The 14,091-nt window shown below is 64.4% G+C and carries 11 protein-coding genes; 6 read left to right on the forward strand and 5 right to left on the reverse strand.

The features are described from left to right. Together VGO12_RS10915 and VGO12_RS10920 are read left to right on the forward strand one after the other, a co-directional pair. A partial coding sequence (locus VGO12_RS10915) for a metalloregulator ArsR/SmtB family transcription factor (protein WP_327512770.1) occupies positions 1–283 on the forward strand: 283 nt, incomplete at its 5' end. A 175-nt stretch (positions 284–458) separates the two neighbouring features. Continuing rightward, positions 459–1,508, forward strand: coding sequence for a Gfo/Idh/MocA family oxidoreductase (locus VGO12_RS10920; RefSeq protein WP_327512771.1), 1,050 nt, complete (start codon positions 459–461; stop codon positions 1,506–1,508). Here the strand turns inward: VGO12_RS10920 and VGO12_RS10925 are convergent. Both VGO12_RS10925 and VGO12_RS10930 read right to left on the reverse strand, forming a co-directional pair. After that, entirely contained in the window at positions 1,505–2,641 is a 1,137-nt protein-coding gene (locus VGO12_RS10925; RefSeq protein WP_327512772.1) for a Gfo/Idh/MocA family oxidoreductase, read from the reverse strand. The two genes, VGO12_RS10920 and VGO12_RS10925, sit on opposite strands and share 4 nt — an antisense overlap. Positions 2,642–2,649: 8 nt before the next feature. Next, on the reverse strand, positions 2,650–4,902 hold the full coding sequence (locus VGO12_RS10930) for a glycoside hydrolase family 9 protein (RefSeq protein WP_327512773.1): 2,253 nt from the start codon (positions 4,900–4,902) through the stop codon (positions 2,650–2,652). Between the two features lie 266 nt (positions 4,903–5,168). On the opposite strand from VGO12_RS10930, the gene VGO12_RS10935 reads away from it, so the two are divergent. From VGO12_RS10935 to VGO12_RS10945, 3 genes are all read left to right on the forward strand, one after another. Beyond that, the gene (locus VGO12_RS10935; RefSeq protein ID WP_327512774.1) at positions 5,169–6,494 is read left to right on the forward strand and encodes an aspartate aminotransferase family protein; all 1,326 of its coding nucleotides are present in this window, start codon (positions 5,169–5,171) and stop codon (positions 6,492–6,494) included. 140 nt (positions 6,495–6,634) lie between these two features. After that, positions 6,635–8,332 carry an adenine deaminase gene (gene ade, locus VGO12_RS10940; protein WP_327512775.1) on the forward strand — a complete coding sequence of 566 codons (1,698 nt, stop codon included), beginning with the start codon at positions 6,635–6,637 and terminating at the stop codon, positions 8,330–8,332. Positions 8,333–8,563: 231 nt separating this feature from the next. Then, a complete protein-coding gene (locus VGO12_RS10945; RefSeq protein ID WP_327512776.1) occupies positions 8,564–9,214 on the forward strand; it encodes a hypothetical protein in 651 nt (216 codons plus the stop codon). Positions 9,215–9,233: 19 nt separating this feature from the next. Here the strand turns inward: VGO12_RS10945 and aac(6') are convergent, their stop codons facing one another. Both aac(6') and VGO12_RS10955 read right to left on the reverse strand, forming a co-directional pair. After that, a complete protein-coding gene (gene aac(6'), locus VGO12_RS10950; RefSeq protein WP_327512777.1) occupies positions 9,234–9,698 on the reverse strand; it encodes an aminoglycoside 6'-N-acetyltransferase in 465 nt (154 codons plus the stop codon). Continuing rightward, complete coding sequence (locus VGO12_RS10955) at positions 9,698–11,332, reverse strand: alpha-glucosidase family protein (protein WP_327512778.1); 1,635 nt, start codon at positions 11,330–11,332, stop codon at positions 9,698–9,700. The genes aac(6') and VGO12_RS10955 overlap by 1 nt, the downstream gene beginning before the upstream one ends. Positions 11,333–11,497: 165 nt before the next feature. Between VGO12_RS10955 and VGO12_RS10960 the strand changes: the two genes are divergently transcribed. After that, complete coding sequence (locus VGO12_RS10960) at positions 11,498–12,415, forward strand: sugar kinase (RefSeq protein ID WP_327512779.1); 918 nt, start codon at positions 11,498–11,500, stop codon at positions 12,413–12,415. A 17-nt stretch (positions 12,416–12,432) separates the two neighbouring features. On the opposite strand, the gene der is transcribed toward VGO12_RS10960, so the two are convergent. Then, entirely contained in the window at positions 12,433–13,863 is a 1,431-nt protein-coding gene (gene der, locus VGO12_RS10965; protein ID WP_327512780.1) for a ribosome biogenesis GTPase Der, read from the reverse strand. Positions 13,864–14,091 lie beyond the last annotated feature (228 nt).

The following is a 14,091-nucleotide window of genomic DNA, read 5'->3' on the forward strand; positions in this document are numbered from 1 at the left end:
CTCGGCCATGGCAAATCCTAAGCGCCTCCTCATCCTCGATTCCCTTGTCAAGGAAGAGATGGCAGTCGGCGCATTGGCCAACAAGGTTGGGCTGAGCCAGTCGGCTCTCTCCCAGCATCTTTCCAAGCTCCGTGCCCAGAACCTGGTCAGCACGCGTCGCGATGCGCAGACGATTTATTATTCGAGCTCATCGGACGCGGTCATGCGGATCCTGGGCACGCTTTCCCAGATCTACGGCGACGAGAATACCGCAGAAAAGACTCCGGTCCGCAAGTCGGCCTGATCTTAAGTCCGCGCCTGCGGACCCGCTGGAACAGCCCCACACGAGAAATCGCGCGGGGCTTATTCTTTTTCAGGATCTCGGTAAGAACGCAAAAGGCTGCGTGTTTACCGGGACTTGAGACTTCCGCGGCACCATGCCGTGCGAACAGATCGCCGGGAACAGCGGGCAAACGAGAATGCGTGACAAGGTCCGTTGGGGCATTGCCGGAGCCGGCACAATCGCAAACAGCTTTGCATCGGACTTTCGGTTCGCCCCCAATGCGAGCCTTGTTGCCGTGGCATCGCGCAAAGCCGCGACAGCCGATGCCTTCGCCGAGCGGTTCGGTAACGTCCGCAGCTACCCGACTTTGCAGGCGCTCGCCGGCGCCGACGACATCGATGCGGTCTACATCGCCTCCCCCAATGCGCTGCACCGCGAGCACGCGGCCCTGTTCCTTGCCGCCGGCAAGGCGGTGCTGGTCGAAAAGCCACTGACGGCGACATCCGCCGATGCGCGCGCGCTTGCGACGGCTGCGGCTGCGAGCGGCCGTTTTGCGATGGAGGCGCTCTGGACCTGTTTCCTTCCGGCCCTGTCGGCGCTGCGCGACATGCTGCGGGATGGAACGATCGGCGCGATCCGGCATGTCAGCGCCGAACTCGCCTACGAAAAGCCGTTCGACGCGGGCAGCCGCTTCTTCGATCCGACGCTCGGCGGCGGTTCGCTTCTCGATCTCGGCGTCTATCCGATCGCGCTTTGCCTCAACCTATTCGGGCAACCGACTTCGGTCGACGGCACCTGGAAACGTGCACCCTCTGGCGTGGACAATTCGGCTGAGATCAGGCTGGCCTATGGCGGATTTGATGCCGTTCTTGCCTGCGGCTTCGACCGCAACGGTCGTAACCGCTTCGTCATCGAAGGCGATCGCGGCACGGTGGCGATCGACGCACCCTTCCTGAAGGCAAGCCGCCTGTTCCTTGCAACCGGCGGCCCGGCGCGCAGGCTACTGCAGGCAAAAGCCAGAGAGCCTCTGACGGACGCTCTCTTCAAGGTCGCCCGACGCATGCCCCTGCCCGGCCTCAAACGCTTCGACCATTCCTTTCCCGGCAACGGCCTGCAATTTGAGATCGGGGCGGCGAGCGCCGCCATCCTTGAGGGCCGGCGCGAGCATCCGCTGATGCCGCTCGAGCGGAGCGCCGCGGCGCTCGACATCGTCGAGGCGATCCGCGCACTGCCGCCGACGGCCTAGAGATCGAGCGGCCGATAATTGCGCCAGCCGCTGTTAAGCGCCAGGACGACCTCTGTCAGATGGCGCGCCGTTGCACCGGAAAAGAACGGCGCTTCGCCGCGCTCGATCGCCTCGGCCTGTGCCGCAATGCCGCGCACGAAATCGATCTGTGACGGAAAGGCCGGAAGCGTAACCAGTGCTTCCGCCTTGGGATAACGCGCCCTGGCGCCCGGATAGATCCGCAACGGCAGCTTGCGTCCGAGCTTCCATTCCAGCCAGTCGAGCCCACGATGAATGAGCGGCCGCCTTGTACCGAACGCTTCGACATGGATGGGCGAGCGATTGTCCCAGAGGTCGCGTACGACGATCATGCCCGCGTCGCCGATGATCGTCAGCGAGCGGTCGCGCGGCGCGGCCAGTCCGCAGGTGACCCGAGCCGTGACGCCTGAACGGAACGCCAGGCAGCCGACCGAAAAGTCCGGCCCGAGCGCCAGGGTCTCGGTCCCCGGCCCCTTGTCGGGAAAGGTCAGTGCCGAAACCGCGCTAACCTCGGCAACCGGGCCGAACAGCGAAACGAGCCAGCTGGTGGCATAGCCCGCATGCTCGAGCGTGCAGCCGACCTCGAACTCGTGCACGCCCGGCCAGGCCGCGCCCGAGCGACTGCGCCAGGCGCGCCAGTTCGCCTTGAAGACCGGACCGTCCTCCATTTCGGCATAGACGAGCCGTGGGGTACCGATCGCCCCTTCCGAAAGCAGGCGGGCGCAGAGCGCCTGCGCATCGCTCAGGCCATTGGCCGGCGCGCCGGCCAACACAAGCCCCCGCGCCTTTGCCAGATCGGCGAGTTCGCTCGCCTCCTCCACCGTCATCGCCAGTGGTTTTTCGCAATAGACGTGTCGGCCGGCGGAAAGCGCTGCGCGATTAACGGTATAGTGGCTCTCGGGCGTGGTCAGATTGACGACGATCGACACCGCCGGATCGGCCAGCGCCTCTTCCAGCGAGGCGTAGGATGGAACCTTCCAGTAACGGCTGAAGGCGTCGAGGCGCGCGGCATCGCGGTCAAAGACACCGACGAGCCGCAACTGCGGATGGTTGGCAAGCGTCGTCATGTAGTAGTCGGCGACGAAGCCGGTTCCGACGAAGGCAATCCCGGTCACGCTACCTCCTAACGCGCATCGGCGAGGAACGAAGCGACATAGACGAGTGGCGCGTTCCAGTTGATGGCGATTTCGTTCGACCCGTAAGCTTCGATGTCATCGACATAACAGGTCTGCGGCGCGCAGCCGGTGAGCTGCGCCTTGGCGATATCATCGACGAAACTCGAGTTGGGCCCGCCGGCAAGGGAACCGACTGGCGGGTTCGGAAGCGTCGCGTCACGCTGATGGGCATACCAGCGGCTGTGCTGGTTCTGCGGCGAACGGGCGCCATAGCCGGTGACATAGGAAAGCCCCATCGCGTTGCGCCCCAGAATGTAATCCATGCCCTCGCGTGCGCCATCGAGAAAGGCCCTTTCACCGGACAGGTCGAACGCGGCCGACAGCACGATCAGGTTCTGCAGGATCAGCTGGTTCGAGCCCCAGTCGTAGCGCCGCTCCTGCGGCCGATAGACAACGCCGAAGGGTGCCGCCTGCTGCACGGACAGCAGGTGCTGCGCGGCCGAAACCACCGAACTGCGGATCATTTCGCGATCGGACACAGGCAGACGTTGACCGTAAAGCGCCAGCTGGAGGCGGGCGAAAGCTGCGACGTTGCGCCAATCGAACGCACCGCCCGCCGAAAACACATCCGCCTTCCAGAGCGGCGACGCCCTGAGGGTTCTCAGATACTCCCGATTGCCGGTCGTCAGGTAAAGCTCGGTTGCAGCCCAGAACAGCTCATCCGAGATGCTGTCGTCGTCATAGTCGCCGCCGCCGGCAAGACCGTCGGACTTCGGCGCCAAAAGGGCCGGATTGGCGTTCGCCGCCACCCAGGCCTTGCGCGCGGCCGCAAGCAGGCGCGCCGAAAACGTCGGGTTCTGGTCGGCAAAGAGCCGGGCGCCCTGCGCGGCCACCGCCGCGACATCAAGCGTTGCCGCCGTCGACGGGCGGTGCAGCGCCCGAGGCTGCGGATCCTCGCCAGGCAGCATCGGCGCGGCCGTCCAGGCGGTGTCATGAACCTTGTGGTGCACCATGCCGGCCAGAGGCTCTCCGTCCGGCACCATCATGCGCAGCAGGAATTCCAGCTCCCAGCGCGCTTCATCGAGCACATCAGGCAGGCCATTGCCGTTTTCCGGTATGCGTGACAGCCCGTCGCGCGTCACCGGCGACCCCTTGGCATAGGCAAGACCGCGCTCGTAGGCGGCGAGCAGCTGGGCGGCCGAAAGGGCGCCGGTAACCGCATACTTGCCGTGGTCGCCGGCATCGTACCAGCCGCCGGTCACATCGAGCTGGTAGCCACAGGACCAGTCACCATAGAGCGTCTCTGCCTGTTTGCCCGACAGGCATGGAACCGCCTTGTCACCCTGGTTCGGCGCAACCCCGACGTGGCCGGCGGCCCTGGCATAGGCGCGTCCGGCAATCGCCCCGTCGATTTCAATGCCGCTGCGCTGCGGGTAGAACCAGGAAAGGGCATCGACCCGCAACCGCTCGTAGAGATCATCCTCGATCGAAAAACGGTCGCTCGCCCAGTCGCCCGACACCAGCCGGTACCCTTCGCCGGGCGTTGCGAAAGCGGAGAAATCGGCGACCTGGGTTTCGACGCCGGCGCTCGGATCGAAGCCCCGCGGCTGGGTCTTGCCTTTGCCGACCATCCGGTTCCTGGAATCGAGCAACTGGAAGTCGATCGGCCGTTTCGCGTCCGCGACAAAGGTCGCCCGCTTCGGGCCATCGGTCAGATAGCCGAGCTGGTTGACGCGAATGGCGGGTCCCTCGGACGCCCTTTTGGCTGCGCGCGACGGCATGCCGGTCTCTTTGAGCGACAGGTTGTCGAGGCAAACGCGACCGCCCTCGCCGCCGCCGAGCGGAAACACGAGCTGGGCCTCGTCCGCTTCGAACGGCTCGAACTCGATGGAAAACGGCGTGCCGCCTGCGGACGCCGCGACGGTGAATTCACTTGCGGCCGTCCAGGGGTCGGCGGCCCGTTGCACCCTTCCGGAAACGGCGCGCGCCGGCTCGGCCGAAACCGTCAGCGACAGGCGGTAGACGTGGCCCGGCCGCAGCTGCAATCCGTTGACGCCGACGAGCTGGGCGTAAGCCTCGCCGCCCTCTCGAACCGCGACACACAGCCGGCCGTCGCCCCGTTCGAGCGCCAATCCCTCGCTCGCCCAGAACGTGTCCTTGCCGGTATCGAACTGGCCATCGGTGATGAGTTCCGCGCCCATTGCCAGGCCCGGCAGGAAGAGCGCGACAATCGCCGCGTGTGCTATCCCGAACCTCGACACGTTCCCAACTCCGCATTTTCCAGGCCGGATCTTCAGGGGTTTGGGAGGCCGCCATGGACCCGGCTGTACATGGCAGCAGAGGGTTGCCGCAAACAGGTTAAGCTTGAGAAAAGATCCGCCGCTGCAGCCAAATTTCGTCGCTTTCCGCCGCGCTCGCGCACGGGCCCGAGGCTTGACGCGACCCGGCGCCCTGATAGTTTGACCAAAGGGTAAAAAATCCAAGCGGGCAGCACCGCCTGACAGAGAAGAGACCGAGGAGAACCGGAATGTCGAACCGCCTGAATACGCCCAACGACCTGCGCGCCTTCTGGATGCCGTTCACCGCGAACCGGCAGTTCAAGAAAGAGCCGCGCCTGTTCGTCGGCGCCAAGGACATGCACTATACGACCCATGACGGGCGTACGGTGCTGGACGGAACGGCAGGTCTGTGGTGCGTGAACGCCGGCCATTGTCGCCCGAAGATCACCGAGGCGATCCGCGAGCAGGCGGGCGAACTCGACTATGCGCCGGCCTTCCAGCTCGGCCACCCCAAGGCCTTCGAACTGGCGAACCGCCTGGTCGACATCGCGCCCGAGGGCATGAACCATGTTCTCTATACCAATTCCGGCTCGGAATCGGTCGACACGGCGCTGAAGGTGGCGCTTGCCTACCACCGCGCCAAGGGCGACGGCTCGCGCTTCCGGCTGATCGGCCGCGAACGCGGCTATCACGGCGTCAATTTCGGCGGCATCTCGGTCGGCGGCATCGTCTCCAACCGCAAGATGTTCGGCACGCTTCTGACCGGCGTCGACCACATGCCGCACACGCATCTGCCGGCCCAGAACGCCTTTACCCGCGGCGAGCCCGAGCATGGCGGCGATATTGCCACCGAGCTCGAGCGCATCGTCACGCTGCATGACGCCTCGACCATCGCCGCCGTGATCGTCGAGCCGGTCGCCGGCTCGACGGGCGTGCTGATCCCGCCGAAGGGCTACCTCAAGAAGCTGCGCGACATCTGCACCAAACACGGCATCCTGCTGATCTTCGACGAAGTCATCACCGGCTTCGGCCGCCTCGGCACGCCCTTTGCCGCGCAGTATTTCGACGTCAAGCCGGACATCATCACCACCGCCAAGGGCCTGACCAACGGCGTCATCCCGATGGGCGCCGTGTTCGTCACCTCCGAGATCCATGATTCCTTCATGAACGGCCCGGAGCACATGATCGAGTTCTTCCACGGCTACACCTATTCGGGCAACCCGATCGCCTCGGCCGCCGCCCTTGGCACGCTCGACACCTACAAGGAAGAGGGCCTGCTCACCCGCGCCGCCGAGCTTGCTCCCTACTGGGAGGAAGGCCTGCATTCGCTGAGGGATTGCCCGCATGTCATCGACATCCGCAACCTCGGCCTGATCGGCGCGATCGAACTGCAGCCGATCGCCGGCGAGCCGACCAAGCGCGCCTTCTCCGCCTTCCTGAAGGCCTATGAGAGCGGTCTCCTGATCCGCACGACCGGCGACATCATCGCGCTGTCGCCGCCGCTGATCATCTCCAAGGCCGAGATCGACGAACTCTTCGGCAAGCTGCGCGCCGTTCTCAACAGCAACATCTGAACGGGCACAGCACCGAACAACCTTGACCCTTTCCCCGGCGACGGGGGAAGGGTTACTCTTATCCGCATCACCAATCCGGTCACGGCCAAGCTCGTCAGCAGGCCGCGGTCGCGCGCACACACAGAAACTGGAGTTGCCTCATGTCCGAAGCGCTGGAACGCTACATCGATCAGGGCGTCGGACGCGAGCCCGCCGACATCGTCTTGACGGGCGGACGCTTCTTCGACCTCGTCACTGGCGAACTCGTCGCCTCCGACATCGCCATCTCAGGCGACCGCATCGTCGGTACCTTCGGCAGCTATGAGGGCCGCGAGGAGATCGACATTTCCGGCCGCATCGTCGTGCCCGGCTTCATCGACACGCATCTGCACATCGAATCCTCGCTGGTCACCCCGCATGAATTCGATCGCTGCGTGCTGCCGCTCGGCATCACCACCGTCGTCTGCGACCCGCACGAGATTGCCAACGTGCTCGGCACCGAAGGCATCGAGTACTTCCTGGATTCGGCGCTCGAAACGATCATGGACATCCGCGTCCAACTGTCCTCCTGCGTACCGGCAACGCATCTCGAAACCTCAGGCGCCGACCTGCCGATCGAAAGGCTGCTGCCCTTCCGTCACCATCCGAAGGTCATCGGCCTTGCGGAGTTCATGAATTTCCCCGGTGTGATCCACAAGGACCCGGTGTGCCTTGCCAAGCTGGACGCCTTCCAGGGCGAGCATATCGATGGCCATGCGCCGCTGCTGTCGGGCAAGGATCTGAACGGCTATCTCTCAGCCGGCATCCGCACCGACCACGAATGCACAAGCGCCGAAGAGGCGATGGAAAAGATCCGCAAGGGCATGCACATCCTCGTGCGCGAGGGTTCGGTCTCCAAGGACCTGCACGCGCTGATGCCGATCATAACCGAGCGCCTGTCGCCGCATCTGGCGCTTTGCACCGATGATCGCAATCCGCTCGATATCGCCGAGCAGGGACACCTCGACCACATGATCCGCACGGCGATCGCAGCCGGCGTCGAGCCGCTGGCCATCTACCGCGCCGCCTCGATCTCGGCTGCTCGCGCCTTCGGCCTGCGTGACCGCGGCCTGGTCGCCCCCGGCTGGCGCGCCGATCTGGTGGTGGTCGACAGCCTGGAAAGCTGCAAGGCCGAGATGGTGTTTTCCGGCGGCCGCCGCGTGACCGATCAGTTGTTTGCCACCCGCAAGCCTGTCGCCCCCGTCGGGCTCGACAGCGTCAAGGCCGGCCATGTGCACACCAGCGCCTTCGGCATTCCCGTCACCGATGGCGATAGCTCCGTCATCGGCGTGCTGCCCGGCAAGATCATCACCGAACACCGCCGCTACCGACTGCCCGCCGTCGGCAACCAGACCGGTGTCGATCTCGGCCGTGACATCATCAAGGTCGCGGTGATCGAGCGGCACGGCGTCAACGGCAATCACGCCAACGGCTTCGTTCAAGGGTTTGGACTGAAGAAGGGCGCGATCGCCTCGACCGTCGGCCATGACAGCCACAACATCTGCGTCGTCGGCGTCAGCGACGAAGACATGGCGATCGCCGCCAACCGCCTCGGCGAGATCAAGGGTGGCTTCGTCGTCGTGGAGGACGGCAAGGTGACCGGCGAGATCGCGCTGCCGGTTGCAGGCCTGATGAGCCTCGAGCCCTACGAGAGCGTGCGCGACACGCTGCACCACCTGCGTCAGGCCGCGTTTGCGCTCGGCGCGACGCTGGAAGAGCCGTTCCTCCAGCTCGCCTTCCTGCCGCTGCCGGTCATCCCGCACCTGAAGATCTCCGACCGCGGTCTGGTCGATGTCGACAAGTTCATGCTGATCGGCTGAGACACAACCAAAACTCGAATACACGCAGATGCGCTGGATTTTAAGGAGTGCGCTAAGCGGCTTTTTGCGCTTTTCAGGCAAAACAAAGCCATGGAAGCTACAGGAACAGCATCTGCATCCAGTCGAACGACCCGAGGGTACCGCGCTTGGCCGACTTTCGGGCCCTACTTGCTTTTGCAGACTGTTCCGTGGCTGCTGCTGGCAACCGTCCTGCGCAGCTACGCAAGGGTGATGCCCGGCGGCCTCGCCCTGCTCGGGATGGTGCTCGTCCAGTTCGCGGTGCTGCTCGCATTTCTTCTTGCCAGCCAGAAAATGATCGAACTGGCCAAAGGCTCGACGTCGCTCGCGCGACTGAGTTTTCACGAGCAGCTCGTTTTCGGCTGGCGCGTGATCTGGCGATTCCTGCTGTTGTTCCTGCTCGCTGTCGGCGGCGCGAATTTTGCGGGCGTCGACAAGTTCTTGGCGGCCCAGCTCTGGTTCGGCTTCGACGGCATCGCCTTCCCCTGGCGGCAGGGCCTGCTTCAGCTATGGGTTGCGGCCATTTCGACGATCGCTTTCATGTTTGTCGTCGAGAAGGGACAGGACCGCGAGCCCCGCTTCATCAGCGTCTTCAAAGAGATCGGGCGTCACTGGCGCCATCTGCTGTGGGCCCTGCTTTTCATCTCCGCGCTCCTGGTGGTCGCAACGTTCGTTCAAGGGCGGATTGCAGGTATACTCGCGCCGATATTCGACCGTCCCGAGGTCGGCCGCGCCAGGTATCTGGCCTATGTAGCGCTCGTCCTCGTGTTTTCCTACATACGGCTTTGGGGCATCGTCGCGATCCTCACCCACGCCCTGCGTGCGTCCTATCGGCGCCGATCGCAAATGCCGGAGGCAGCGTGACGCTGGAGACGACGGACGCTCAATTGACCGGCGCGCCCGGCGACAGCTCCTTGCGGAAATAGACGACGCGCTCGGTTTCTTCGAAGCCAAGCGCCATGTGCAGGCTCTGGCTTCTCAGATTGTCGGTCGCCGTGTCCGAGGCGAGTTCCAGGCATCCCTGGCTCGTCGCCCAGCGCTCGACCGCGATGATCAACGCCCGCGCCACCCCACGTCGCCTGTAGGCGGGCAGGACATAAATGCCCTCGAGGAAAGCCACCGGCGACGTTTCGCAGCCGTTGACATAGTCGCGACGGATCGACGCCTCGGCAAAGCCGGCAGCAACGCCGGCCTCGTCCTCGCACAGGAACGAGGCATAGCGATCGCTTTCGGCAAGCGCGGATTCGACTTCCGCGCGGTGCTCTGCTTCCGGTGTATCCGGCCAGAGCGCCAGCCGCATCTCGACCCAGCGGCCGATCGTTTCGTCATCCATCAGCAAGACGCGCATCAGAGTTTCCCAGAAAAGACCGACAGTCCCGCGACCTTGATGCTACCGGCTTCGAGGCGCGCCGGATATCCGGGCAAATCCAGGGGTTGTACCGAGGCGGCCGGCGCCAGGAACTCGAGCGGTTCACGCGTGAGGTTGAAGACGAAGAGCAGCCTTTCGCCGTCCTTTTCGCGAACGAAGGCGAGAAGGTCGCTGTTCGTATCGAGGAAGCGCAGCGTGCCATCGCGCAAGGCCGGATGCGCCTTGCGGAAGGCAAGCGTTGCCCGGTAGTGGTCGAGCAGCGTGCCGGCTCTCTCCTGGCTATCGACCGCCAGGCGCCGCTGTTCGGCCGGAACCGGGAGCCACGGCTTGCCGCCAGTAAAGCCGGCATTGGCCGCCTTTTCTTCCCAGACCATCGGTGTGCGGCATCCGTCGCGCCCCTTGTAGGAGGGCCAGAAGCGGATGCCGTAGGGGTCGCGCAGATCTTCAAAGGCGAGCTCCGCCTCCGGCAGGCCAAGCTCCTCGCCCTGGTAAAGGCAGATCGAGCCGCGCAGGCTCGCAAGCAGCGTGATTGCCAGCCGCGCCACCTGATCGCGCTCGGCCTCGCCCTCAGCAAAGCGGCTGACATGCCGCGTCACGTCGTGGTTGGAAAAGGCCCAGCAGACCCAACCGTCGGTGACGGCCTTCTGGAAATTCTCGACGCAGCGGCGAATGTGGGCCGCGGTAAAGTCCGGGCCAAGCAGGTCGAAGGTGTAGCACATGTTGAGCTTGTCGCCGCCGCCCGTATAGGCGGCCACGGTCTTCAGCGAGCGGGCGCCATCGCCCACCTCGCCAACGGTCATGCGGCCGTCGTAACGGTCAAGCAGCGCCCGGAAGCGCTTGAGGAAGCCGACGTTCTCCGGCTGGCTCTTGTCGTGAAGATGGTCCTGCATGCCGTAGGGGTTGACGTCGGGCGCGTCGTTGCTGGTGGCGTCGGGATCAGGGACGAGCGGCGGGTTGTCGCGCAGGTGCTTGTCGTGGAAATAGAAGTTCACCGTGTCGAGGCGAAAGCCGTCGACGCCGCGGTCGAGCCAGAAGCGGGCAGCATCGAGCACCGCGTCCTGCACATCGGGATTGTGGAAGTTGAGGTCCGGCTGGGAGCCGAGGAAATTGTGCATGTAATATTGCTTGCGCACTCCGTCCCATTCCCAGGCCGGTCCGCCGAAGATCGACAGCCAGTTGTTGGGTGCCGTGCCATCCGGCTTCGGATCCGCCCAGACGTACCAATCCGCCTTGCCATTCGTACGGCTCGAGCGGCTTTCGACAAACCAGGGGTGCCGGTCGGAGGTGTGCGAGATCACCTGGTCGATGATCACCCTCAGCCCGAGGCGATGGGCTTCCGCCAGCATCTCGTCGAAATCCGAAAGCGTGCCGAACATCGGATCGACATCGCAATAGTCGGACACGTCGTAGCCCATGTCGGCCTGCGGCGAGGTGAAGAACGGAGACAGCCAGATCGCGTCGACGCCGAGCGAGGCGATATGCGCCAGTCTGCGTGTGACCCCCTTGAGATCGCCGATACCGTCGTCGTCGGTATCCTGGAAGGATCGCGGATAGACCTGGTAGATCACCGCGCCGCGCCACCAGTCCTTGTCCGAAACCTGCAGAGACGCCATGAATGCCCCCTCAAAGACGATCCTTCAGACAGAAGATGTAGCCTTGCCCGACCGATCAGTAAACGCCGTCCTGTGCGCGCATCGGCCCTGGTGGAAACAATCTCTTGCCGAGAACGGCCCGGCCCCTTATCCCGTCTCTGGCGAAATTTCGTGAGGAGGAAAGACGTGGCCGGTAAGATGCTTGCGATCGGGGAGTGCATGGTCGAGCTCATGCAGGCGGAAGGCGGGCTGTTGCGCAAGGGCTATGCCGGCGACACCTTCAATGCCGCCTATTACGCCCGCCTCTTCATGCCCTCGGACTGGACGGTCGGCTATTGCTCCGCCGTCGGCACCGATACGGTCTCCGACGAGATGCTTTCCTTCATGGGCGAAAAAACGATCGATACATCGGCCGTTCGCCGGATCGAGAGCCGCTCTGTCGGGCTCTACATGATCCACCTGAAGGATGGCGAGCGCAGCTTTTCCTACTGGCGCTCACACTCGGCGGCAAAACTGCTGGCCGACGATGCCGATCATCTGAGACGTGCTATCGAAGGCGCCGACCTGATCCTCTATTCCGGCATCACGCTGGCGATCCTTGCCCCCGATGCGGTTGAAACCCTGCTGTCGGAACTGCGCCGCGCCAAGGCCGCCGGCAAGCTGGTGGTGTTCGACCCCAACATCCGTCCGCGCCTTTGGGACGGCGCCGAACGCATGCGCCGGACGCTGACCGATGGCGCCCGCGCCGCGAGCCTCGTCATGCCGAGCTTCGACGACGAGGCCACGCATTTCGCCGACGCCTCGATCGAGGCGACGATCGCGCGCTACAAGGGCCTCGGCGCGGCCAACGTCGTCGTGAAGGATGGCGAGAAGGGTATTACCCTCGCCTTCGGCGATGCGCCGGTCGAGCATGTACCGGCGACGAGGGTCGAGCGCGTCGTCGACACCACCAGCGCCGGCGACAGCTTCAACGGCGCCTTCGTCGCCCGCCTCGTTGCCGGCGACAAGCCCGCACAAGCGGCCGCCTTTGCCGCCAGCGTCGCCGCCGGCGTTATCGGGCACCATGGTGCGCTTGTGGCCAAGGAAAAGCTGCCTGCGGCCTGACCTGAGAAAGGAAGCGCCTAGCGGCGCTTCTTCGCCTTGGACTCATACGGGTTGTCGCCCGAGCGGAAATGCATGCGGATCGGCACGCCCGGCAGGTCGAAATCGTTGCGCAGGCCGTTGATCAGGTAGCGGATATAGGATTCCGGCAGCGCGTCTGGACGCGTGCAGGAGATCATGAAGCCCGGCGGACGGGCTTTCACCTGGGTCATGTACTTCAGCTTCAGGCGGCGGCCGGAAACGGCCGGTGGCGGATGCTGGATCGTCTGCGATTCCAGCCAGCGATTGAGCCGCGCCGTCGAGATACGGCGGTTCCAGGTCTTGTCGGTTTCGATGATCGCCTGCATCAGCCGGTCGAGACCATAGCCGGTGTGGCCGGAGATCGGCACGGCGCGGATGCCGCGCGCCTGCGGCAGGAGCCGCTCCGTCTTTTCACGAAGGTCGGCCAGCACCGTCTGCCAGTCCTCGACCAGATCCCACTTGTTGAAGGCGAGCACGGCCGCCCTACCCTCGCGCAGGACGAGGTCGACGATCTGCAGGTCCTGCTTCTCGAAGGGAATGGTCGCGTCAAAGACGATGACGACCGTCTCGGCAAAGCGGATGGCGCGCAGCGCATCGGCGACCGAGAGCTTTTCGAGTTTCTCCTGCACCTTGGCCTTGCGGCGCATGCCGGCGGTGTCGAACATCTTGATGGTGCGGCCGCGCCAGTCCCACTCGACCGAAATGGAATCGCGGGTGATGCCGGCTTCCGGGCCGGTCAACAGCCGGTCCTCGCCGAGGAAGCGGTTGATCAGCGTCGACTTGCCGGCGTTCGGCCGGCCGACGATCGCGACGCGCAGCGGCTTGGTCTCGTCATAGACGGCCTCTTCCGCTTCGTCTTCACCGTCGTCCTTGAACGTCGGGCGCAGATCGATATCGGTCTCGGCCACGTCGTCTTCCGCCGGATAGGCCCGTTCCTCGCCGATCGCAGCGACGATCGCGTCGCGCAGGTCGAGCATGCCCTGACCGTGCTCGGCCGAGATCGGGCAAGGCTCGCCAAGGCCGAGCGTGAAGGCGTCGTAGAAGCCGCCGTCGGAACCGCGCGCTTCGGACTTGTTGGCAACCAGCACCACCGGCTTGCCGCGACGGCGCAGCATTTCGGCAAGCGTCTCGTCGGCCGGCGTCAGGCCGCCCTTGGCGTCGACCAGGAACAGCGAAAGATCTGCCTCATCGATCGCAGCCTCGGTCTGCGCCCACATGCGGCCCTGCAGCGTGTCGGGGGCCGATTGCTCGAGGCCGGCCGTATCGATGATCCGGAAGCGCAGGTCGATCAGCTTGGCGTCCCCAGGCCGCCGGTCACGGGTGACGCCCGGCGTATCGTCGACGAGCGCCAGCTTCTTGCCGACCAGACGGTTGAACAAGGTGGACTTGCCGACATTAGGACGCCCGACGATGGCGACGGTGAAGCTCATGGATCTGTTCCGTTTCCGCTTGGAGCGCTGCTGCCTACAACTGCGCTCAAATCTTTGTTTTTTCGCTGCATCCGGCAGCGATAGTCCCAAGAGGACTGTTCCGATTGTCGAAACAGTTCCGCACGCAAACCGCTCACGCACTTTTGCTGGAACTGCTTGTCTGCTTTTCGCAGTTCCAGATGCAAAACCGGAACTGCTTTAAATGCTTTAGCGCACAACCCCAAGACC

Origin of the sequence: Ensifer sp. (assembly GCF_035999135.1) — a bacterium.
Lineage (GTDB): Bacteria > Pseudomonadota > Alphaproteobacteria > Rhizobiales > Rhizobiaceae > Ensifer.